Genomic DNA, 7,392 nt, shown 5'->3' on the forward strand with positions numbered 1-7,392 from the left:
CGGCGGATTTAGCTTCTGGGTGTGACTACTCGACCCCCGTCCCGTGTCGCGGCCCGCGGGGCCGTTCTCTGCCTGGTGTCGGCGAGCGGATTCGGCCTCGCTCCGGTGTTCGCCAAGCAGGCCTTCGCCACCGGTACCGGCGTCACCACCGTGCTCACCGCCCGCTTCGCGCTGGCCGCCGCCGTCTTCTGGGCCGTGGTGGTCTGCCGCCGCCCGCGCCGCCCGCCGCACCCGCGCCGCCCACACGGGCGGATGCTCTCGGCGGGCCTGGCCCTGGGGGCCGTGGGGTACGCCGTCCAGTCGGCGGCGTACTTCGGCGCGGTCGCCAGGATCGACGCCTCGCTGGCCGCGCTGCTGCTCTACGCCTACCCCGCCGTGGTGACGCTGCTCGCCCTCGTCCTGCGCCGGGAGTCTCCCGACCGCTACCGGCTGGCCGCACTGGCCTGCTCCGCGCTCGGGGTGCTCTGCGTGCTCGGTCCGGGCGGCGCGGGGCCGGGCGCCGACACCGCGGGTGTGCTGCTGGCGCTGGGGGCCGCCGTCACCTACGCCCTGTACCTGACGGCCGCCGACCGTCTGGTGAAGAGCCTCGATCCGCTGCTGCTGTCCGCACTGGTGTGCACCGGGGCCTGCGCCGGCCTGGCTGTCTTCGGCACGGCGACCGGTGGACTGCGGCTGCCGTCCGAACCGGCGTGGACGTGGATCGCGTTGCTGGCCCTGTGCTCCACCGTCGTCCCGGTGCTGTGCCTGTTCGCCGGGACACAGGCGGTGGGAGCCCCGACCGCCGCGATCCTGTCCTGTACCGAGGTCCTGGTGACCGTCGCCGCCGGCGCCCTCTGCTACGGCGACCGTCTCACCGTCGGACGGGTTTCGGGCGCCGTGGTGGTGCTCGCCTCGGTCGCGATCGTCGAACGCGGCCGACGCCGCCGGGAACGGCCGCGGGCGGAGACCTCTCCCGTCCCGGTTCCGGCGGACGGCTGAAGCCGGCCACAAATGCCCTCGTGCGGCGGCTCGTTCGCGAGCACCGGTCGCACCGGTCGCACCGGTCGCACCGGTCGGGCCGGTTGCCGGTGCTCAGCGGCGGTACGCGGCCGTCGCGAGCTCGACGAAGGACCGGATCAACGGGTTGGTGTCGCCCCCGTTCCACGCCGCCACCACGCGGCTCGGCGCCATGTCGGTCAGCGGTACCACGGCCAACTCCGCGGGGGCAGGTCGTGTCCGAGCGGGGCCAGGCCGACGCTGCCGTTCCACAGGACGGCCTGCTGGCACTCCTGGACGGTGCGCACCACGGCGCCCTCGCGCGGCCTGCCGCCGTTCCAGTACGACTGCCAGGTGGGGTCGGTGCCCTGGGGGAACTGGAACCAGCGGCGGTCGTCCAGCTCGGCGAGCCGGAGTCGGCCGCGGCCGGCCAGCGGATCGTCGGCGCGCAGGACTACGCCGACCGGGTCGCTGCGCAGCGTGCGCACCGTCAGGGCGGTCTCGTCGAACGGCGCCCGGGTGAGGGCGACGTCGACGAGTGCGGCGCGCAGCCCGCAGGTGGGGTCGGTCAGATCGGTGTCGCGGATGCGGATGTCGATGCCGGGGTGGCGTCGGCGGTAGGCGGCCGCCAGTCTGGTCACGCCGGGGTCGGTGAGGTTGCCGAGGATGCCGACGGTGATGGTCGCGGCGCCGGCTGCCGAGCTCACCCGGGCACGGACGCGGTCGGCGTGGTCGAGCAGGGCCCGCGCCTCGTCGAGCAGCACCGTGCCCACCGGGGTGAGCGAGACGCCGGCGGGCGAGCGGTCGAACAGCAGGGCCCCCACCTCGGCCTCCAGCTGCTTGATCGCCCGGCTGAGCGGCGGCTGGGTCATGTGCAGTCGGGTGGCGGCCCGGCCGAAGTGGAGTTCCTCGGCGACCGCCACGAAATACCGCAAGGTGCGAAGCTCCACGCTGGAACGATACCCGCCGGGTATCGACACCGCAGGACGGGTCTTGGACACCCGTGAGGCCCCGGCGGTGCACTGGTGGACATGAGCGAAGAGACCACGCCCGAAGAAACCACGCCCGAAGAAGCCAGGACCGAAGAAGCCATGGCCGAAGGGCCCAGGACCGAGGAAACACGGAGCAACGGACCGCAGGCCGGCCCCGCCCTCTCGGTGGTGGGCCCCGGCGGCGGCGAGACGATCGTCCTGGGCACCACGCGCATGCGCGTCCTGGAGGACGGCAGCCACACCGGGCACCGCCTCGCGATCGCCGAGTCCGTCCTCGCCCCGCACACCCAGGGACCGCCGCAGCACCGCCACGCCCGGCACGACGAGGGCTTCTACATCCTCTCCGGCACCGTGCGGTTCACCGTCGGGGACGAGGACCACGACGCCACCGCGGGGACGCTCGTGATGGTCCCGCCCGGTACCCCGCGCACCTTCGCCAACCCGACCGACCAACCCGCCACCATGCTCAGCACGTTCACCCCCGACCTGTACGTGCAGTACTTCCGGGACCTCCAGCAGGTGCTCGCCGACGGTCGGCCGCTGACGCCCCAGGCCAACGCCGAGGCGATGAGCCGCTACGCGACCGAGCCCGCCACCGACCTCGCCTGAAGCAGTCGACCGGTCCCCGTAGACCGGTGACACGTGAACAGGAACACCGAACGGAAACCATGAACATCGCCTACTGGATCCTCGCGGCAACGCTCGCCCTCTTCTACGCCTACGCGGGCACGCTGAAGGCGACCCGCAGCCCCGATCAGCTCCGACCGATGATGGCCTGGGCGGACCGCGTACCCCTGCCCGCCCTCAGGGCATTGGGGACGGTCGAAGTGCTCGGCGCGATCGGCCTGGTCCTGCCGCCGCTGACGGGCGTCGCGCCCCCGCTGGCACTGGCCGCGGCCGTCGGCCTCGTGCTGCTCCAGGCCGGCGCGGTCGCCGTCCACCTGACCGGCGGCGACCGCCGGATCGCACTCAACCTCGGGCTCGTCAGCACCGCGGCCGTGACCGTCTGGCTGGCCGCCGGACTCTGGTAGGGCACTGCCCTCCACCAGTGCAACCGCTCAGATCGGCAGGTTCCAGCCCGGGCCGTCCTCCGTACCGATCCCCACCCGTTGTCCGGCTGCCGAGACGGTGATCCCGAAGCCTTCCTGGTGCGGCTCGCCGGCCCGCCGCCAGAGCCGTACGGCCTCTTCGACGCGGTCCCACAGCCGTAGCGGGCCCCGTTGGGTGACGGTCCATCCTCCGTCGGGGCGGGGTGCGGTGCGGGCCTGGGAGCCGGTGGCGATGTCGGAGAGGATCTGGGTCGCGCCGTTGCCCATGCGTTCGGCGGAGGGGGCGGCGAGCTGGGCGACCCAGCTGCCGGTCCAGGTGTCGACGGCGGCCGGGTCGATCAGGCTGGGCCGTTCGTCGCCGGGCAGCATGGCGAGGGTCGAGCGGGGTGGGCGGTCGTGCGGGCGGGCGATCATGAAGCTGGTGTAGCCGGGCAGGAACCGGCCGGTGGCTTCGCCGGGGCCGGTCACGGTGAGCTCGGCCAGGCCGGAGGCGTAGCTCCAGCCGGACAGGGTGACCAGGATGCGGCCGCCCGGCTTCACCTGGTGCAGCCAGGGCATCGGCAGGTAGCGGACCGAGCAGGTGGCGATCAGCCGGTCGTAGGCGCCGCCGCCGGGGTCTCCGCGCAGTCCGTCGCCGACGAGGAGGCGGGGCTGGTAGCCGGCGGCCCGGAGTGCGGCGGCGGCGCGTTCGGCGACCCGCGGGTCGTACTCGATGCTGGTGAGGTTTCCGTCCCCGAGCCGGTGGGCGCCGAGGGCGGTCGAGTAGCCGGTGCCGGTGCCGATTTCGAGGACGCGGTGTCCGGTGTCCGTGCCGAGCCGCTGCCACATCCCGAGGACGAGGGACGGCAGGGTGGAGGAGGAGGACGGGGCCCCGACCACGGGTTGTCCGTCCGCCTCGTCCGCGCCGGTGTGGCCGTCGAGTTGGGTGATGAGCGTCCGATCGGTGTAGATCCCCTCCAGCCAGCCGGGGTCGCCCTGCCGGACCGGCCGGTAGGCGGTCGGGTCGCTGCCCTCGGCCGGGAGGAAGTACGCCCCGGCGAAGGCTTCGCGGGGGACCGCTTCGGCCGCCTTGATCCATGCCGGGTCGGACAGCGCGCCGTTCTCGGCGAGGTCGGCCGTCAGGGCGGCGCGCAGCTCTTCGGACGTGCTCATGCGTCGGGGCCTCTCTGCAGCTCGTCAGCGAGTGCGTGTGCGATGCGGTCGGTGGTCTCGGGCGGTTGCCAGGCCCACTGGCCGTTGGGGTTGCATTCGAGGAACGACCAGCTGCCGTCCGGCGTGACGGCGAAGTCGAACGCGCCGAACACCAGCCGGAAGTGGCCGAGGTAGTCGGCCACGGACCGCGCGACCGGTTCGGGTACGGCGATCGGCGTGCAGGTCATCAGGTCCTGCCGGTGGCGCCAGTCGAGGTCCGGACTGTCGATCCGCACGCCGAACAGCCGGTCGCCGACGGCGGTCACCCGGGCGTCGTACGCCTTGGGGACCCGGGCCTGGAACAGGTGCGGGCAGGCCCGGACCGCGTCCGTGATCTCCTGCGCCCGGACGTCCCGCACCCACACGGCCCGCGGTTCGCCGTCGACGGAGTACGGGGTGTTCCACACGGGCTTGTAGACCGCTCCGGCCCGCTGAAGGGCCACGAAGTCCCGTGCCTCCTGCGGGTCGTTGGTGATGAGGGTGTCCGGGACGGCGAATCCGGAGCGCTGCGCGGCGGCGAGTTGTGCGGGTTTGTGTTCGGCGGCGCGGTTCGCCCACGGGTGGTTGACGTAGTGCGCCCCGGGGAGGGAGGCGAGGATGCCGCCCGCGCCCCACACGGACTGCGAGGCCACGAAGCGGCGTTCCGGGCCGTCGAGGTCGGCCGGCCCCTCGTAGGGCGAGGCCCGGCGCACCCACACGGCCCCCACCTCGGTGAGGTCGAGCTCCCGGCTCGGGGTGCGCAGGGTGCCCCGCCGGCCGCCCGTACGGAACGAGGCGGTCAGCGAGGCGCCCGTGTGCAGGTCGGTGCCGGGGTCGAGACGGACCACGGGGGAGCGGCGGTGCGCGAGGACGCGCAGGACCACGTCCGCGGTGACGTCGTAGGGGTTGGTCAGCACCAGCACCGGCCGACGGTGTCTCGGCGTCAACTGCCGCTCTGGTCCTGGTCGTAGGACTCGGTGCTGTCGGCGTCGGTCGCACCGCCCGGCGCGGCCCCGTCGCCGGGGCGGGTGCTGGTGGGGGTGAGTCCACTGGTGCTGGTGCCGTGGGAACCCAGTTCCACCGTGCGGCCGTCCTCGTCCACGACGACCGCGATCTGCGTCTCGGGGTCGATCACGGGCGTGAGCGCCGGGAGCGTGGCAGTGGTGGCCGCGTACGGCGTCATCCTGCCGATGCCCCACGGTACGGGCGTCTGCGTCATGCATCCTCCTCGTATCGATGGTGCCGGTTCACTGGCGACCACTTTGCTGGTGCACGAAGGTGCTTTCAAGCCCGTTCCGGCGGACGGAATATGCCAGGTTGCGGAGGCGATCTCCCGGGCCCCGCCCCGACGGCCACGGGGCGTGGGCCGTTGGCGTCGCCGGCCCGGGGCCCGTCTGCGAGCGCTGCACCGGAGACCGGTCACGGCCGCCGTCGGGCGGGTGACCGTCACGGCCGCGCCCCTGGCGGGCGTGGCTGTGCGGTTCCGTCCGGGGCAACGGTTGGGGCGGCTTGGCGGGTTCACCGTTTCGAGTAGAGAATTCCGGAAAGAGAAGTTGCCTGGTCAAGGGCGTGCGGTGAAGCCGGAGTTGTGAAGTGCGCATGGCATTTCGACGACTTGCCGCCGGCCCGGATCCCGCCAATGCAAGGAATTCGCTCAGTGCTTAGTTGATTCGTGCGAATCCCTTCCGTTCCTCGATCGAATCTGACAGCATCGTCCGCTATCCGGCGACCGATTGCCGGTGATCAGTGCGCCGCACGCGACCGCGATCGCGGCCGCCCCTGCTGCTGTCGGCCTTCCTCATCGGACGCCGCCGTCGAGACGTGGCCGCCCGCCCGCGCCACGTGGAGGAGATGTGACCACCCAGGCCGGCACCCGCGTGCCCACCCCCGACACCGCCCGGCGCCCCGCGCGCTGGGTCCGCACCAGGCTGCGGGCGAACCCGCTGGCCGCGCTGCTCATGGCGGCCCTCGCGTTCGTCACCGTCTTCCTGGCGGCGGCCTTCCCCCTCGTCATGGACCGGGGCGCGGACACGGCGCTCCAGTCCTTCGTCAGCGAGAAGGGCGTCAACCCGACCAGCCTGCGGACCACCTCCAAGACGCGGGAGGACGACAGCATCGCCGAACTCGACCGGGTGCAGCGCCAGCTCGTCGAGCAGGTCGACGGGCGGCTGACGCTGTCCCCGTCGGGTCAGGCCTACGGCGCCCGCGCCCTGGCCGACCGCTACATGACCAACCCGGGGTACGCCCACCTCTCGGACAAGGAGCCGTACCCGGCCCTCAGCCTGCTCTACCTGCACGACCTGGGCGCCCGGGCCACCCTCACCGACGGCACCTGGCCGACCCCCGGCGCCGTCGGCGATCCGCTGCCGATCGTGGTCAGCAAGAAGGCCGCCGAGACCATCCGCATCAAGCTCGGTGACGTCATCGACAACGGCGACGAGGGCGCGGGCGTCCGGCGGACCACCGTGGTGGTCGGCCTCTACGAGGTCAACGACCCCCAGGACCCCTTCTGGGACGACCTCGGCTGCCCGGCCCGCGCCTGCCTGAACACCGACGCCGAGCACGAGCACTGGACGACCAGCGGGTTCGTCGACGGCGGCAGCCTGCCCGCGTTGGTCCACTGGGGTTCGAACGCCGAGAACTTCTGGCGGCTGCCCGTCGACCCCGCCTCGCTGCACGCCGACCAGCTCGACCGTACCCGCGGCGTCATCACCTCCTTCCTGACCGGGCACGACGCCACCGTTCTCCACGACGCGATCGGGCGCCCCGACCTGCACACCGTCTCCGGCCTGCGCGACGTCCTCACCAGGGCGGACGAGCGCTACCGGGCCTCGCTGCCGCTCAGCGTGATCGGACCGGTCGGCGTCGCGGGCGTCGCCACCGTGGTGCTGTTCCTGGCCGCCGCGCTCACCACCGACCGGCGCGCCGCCGAGATCCGGCTGCTCCGGGCCCGCGGCGGATCCGTCGCCGGGGTGCTGCGGCGGTTGATCGGCGAGGGGGCGGTCACCGTCCTGCCCGCCGCCGTGCTCGCCACGACGCTCGCCCTGGTGCTGCTGCCCACCCCCCGGTGGGACCGCGCGGTGCTGGCGGCCCTGGTCGCGACCCTGATCGCCCTGCTGGGCTTCCCGGTCCGCGCGGCCCTGCTCTGGGTGCGCCGGCGGCCGGTCAGCGGCCGACGCCGACTGGTCGGCGAACTCGCCGTCCTG

Annotated in this window: 7 protein-coding genes and 1 pseudogene; 4 read left to right on the forward strand and 4 right to left on the reverse strand. The window is 73.3% G+C overall.

The features are described from left to right. Positions 1-21 precede the first annotated feature (21 nt). Positions 22-978, forward strand: a complete 957-nt coding sequence (locus AE652_RS01140) for a DMT family transporter (protein ID WP_082345146.1) — start codon at positions 22-24, stop codon at positions 976-978. A gap of 197 nt (positions 979-1,175) precedes the next feature. Here the strand turns inward: AE652_RS01140 and AE652_RS01145 are convergent, their stop codons facing one another. Beyond that, positions 1,176-1,925: a LysR family transcriptional regulator gene (locus AE652_RS01145; protein ID WP_234348168.1), complete on the reverse strand. Its 750-nt coding sequence runs from the start codon at positions 1,923-1,925 to the stop codon at positions 1,176-1,178. Positions 1,926-2,066: 141 nt separating this feature from the next. Between AE652_RS01145 and AE652_RS01150 the strand changes: the two genes are divergently transcribed. Then, positions 2,067-2,576 (forward strand): cupin domain-containing protein, encoded by a 510-nt coding sequence (locus AE652_RS01150; RefSeq protein ID WP_049649143.1) that lies wholly within the window; start codon positions 2,067-2,069, stop codon positions 2,574-2,576. 59 nt (positions 2,577-2,635) lie between these two features. Next, positions 2,636-2,998, forward strand: a complete 363-nt coding sequence (locus AE652_RS01155) for a DoxX family protein (protein WP_049649144.1) — start codon at positions 2,636-2,638, stop codon at positions 2,996-2,998. 27 nt (positions 2,999-3,025) lie between these two features. Here AE652_RS01155 and tgmC read toward each other — a convergent pair whose 3' ends face one another. Genes tgmC through tgmA form a run of 3 tightly spaced genes read right to left on the reverse strand, consistent with a single transcriptional unit; the run spans position 3,026 to position 5,405 of the window. Beyond that, on the reverse strand, positions 3,026-4,168 hold the full coding sequence (gene tgmC, locus AE652_RS01160) for an ATP-grasp peptide maturase system methyltransferase (RefSeq protein WP_049649145.1): 1,143 nt from the start codon (positions 4,166-4,168) through the stop codon (positions 3,026-3,028). Further along, positions 4,165-5,109, reverse strand: coding sequence for an ATP-grasp ribosomal peptide maturase (gene tgmB, locus AE652_RS01165; RefSeq protein WP_234348169.1), 945 nt, complete (start codon positions 5,107-5,109; stop codon positions 4,165-4,167). The genes tgmC and tgmB overlap by 4 nt, the downstream gene beginning before the upstream one ends. A 20-nt stretch (positions 5,110-5,129) precedes the next feature. Continuing rightward, positions 5,130-5,405, reverse strand: a complete 276-nt coding sequence (gene tgmA, locus AE652_RS01170) for a putative ATP-grasp-modified RiPP (protein ID WP_049649147.1) — start codon at positions 5,403-5,405, stop codon at positions 5,130-5,132. A 634-nt stretch (positions 5,406-6,039) separates the two neighbouring features. On the opposite strand from tgmA, the pseudogene AE652_RS01175 reads away from it, so the two are divergent. Continuing rightward, positions 6,040-7,392, forward strand: a pseudogene (locus AE652_RS01175) (hypothetical protein); the annotation flags it as partial.

Source organism: Kitasatospora sp. MY 5-36 (assembly GCF_001182915.1).
Classification (GTDB): Bacteria; Actinomycetota; Actinomycetes; order Streptomycetales; family Streptomycetaceae; genus Kitasatospora.

Coding starts and splice junctions, on each gene's coding strand:
- tgmA (WP_049649147.1), bottom strand. CDS start 5,405: ATGACGCAGACGCCCGTACCGTGGGGCATCGGCAGGATGACGCCGTAC.
- AE652_RS01155 (WP_049649144.1), top strand. CDS start 2,636: ATGAACATCGCCTACTGGATCCTCGCGGCAACGCTCGCCCTCTTCTAC.
- tgmC (WP_049649145.1), bottom strand. CDS start 4,168: ATGAGCACGTCCGAAGAGCTGCGCGCCGCCCTGACGGCCGACCTCGCC.
- AE652_RS01150 (WP_049649143.1), top strand. CDS start 2,067: ATGGCCGAAGGGCCCAGGACCGAGGAAACACGGAGCAACGGACCGCAG.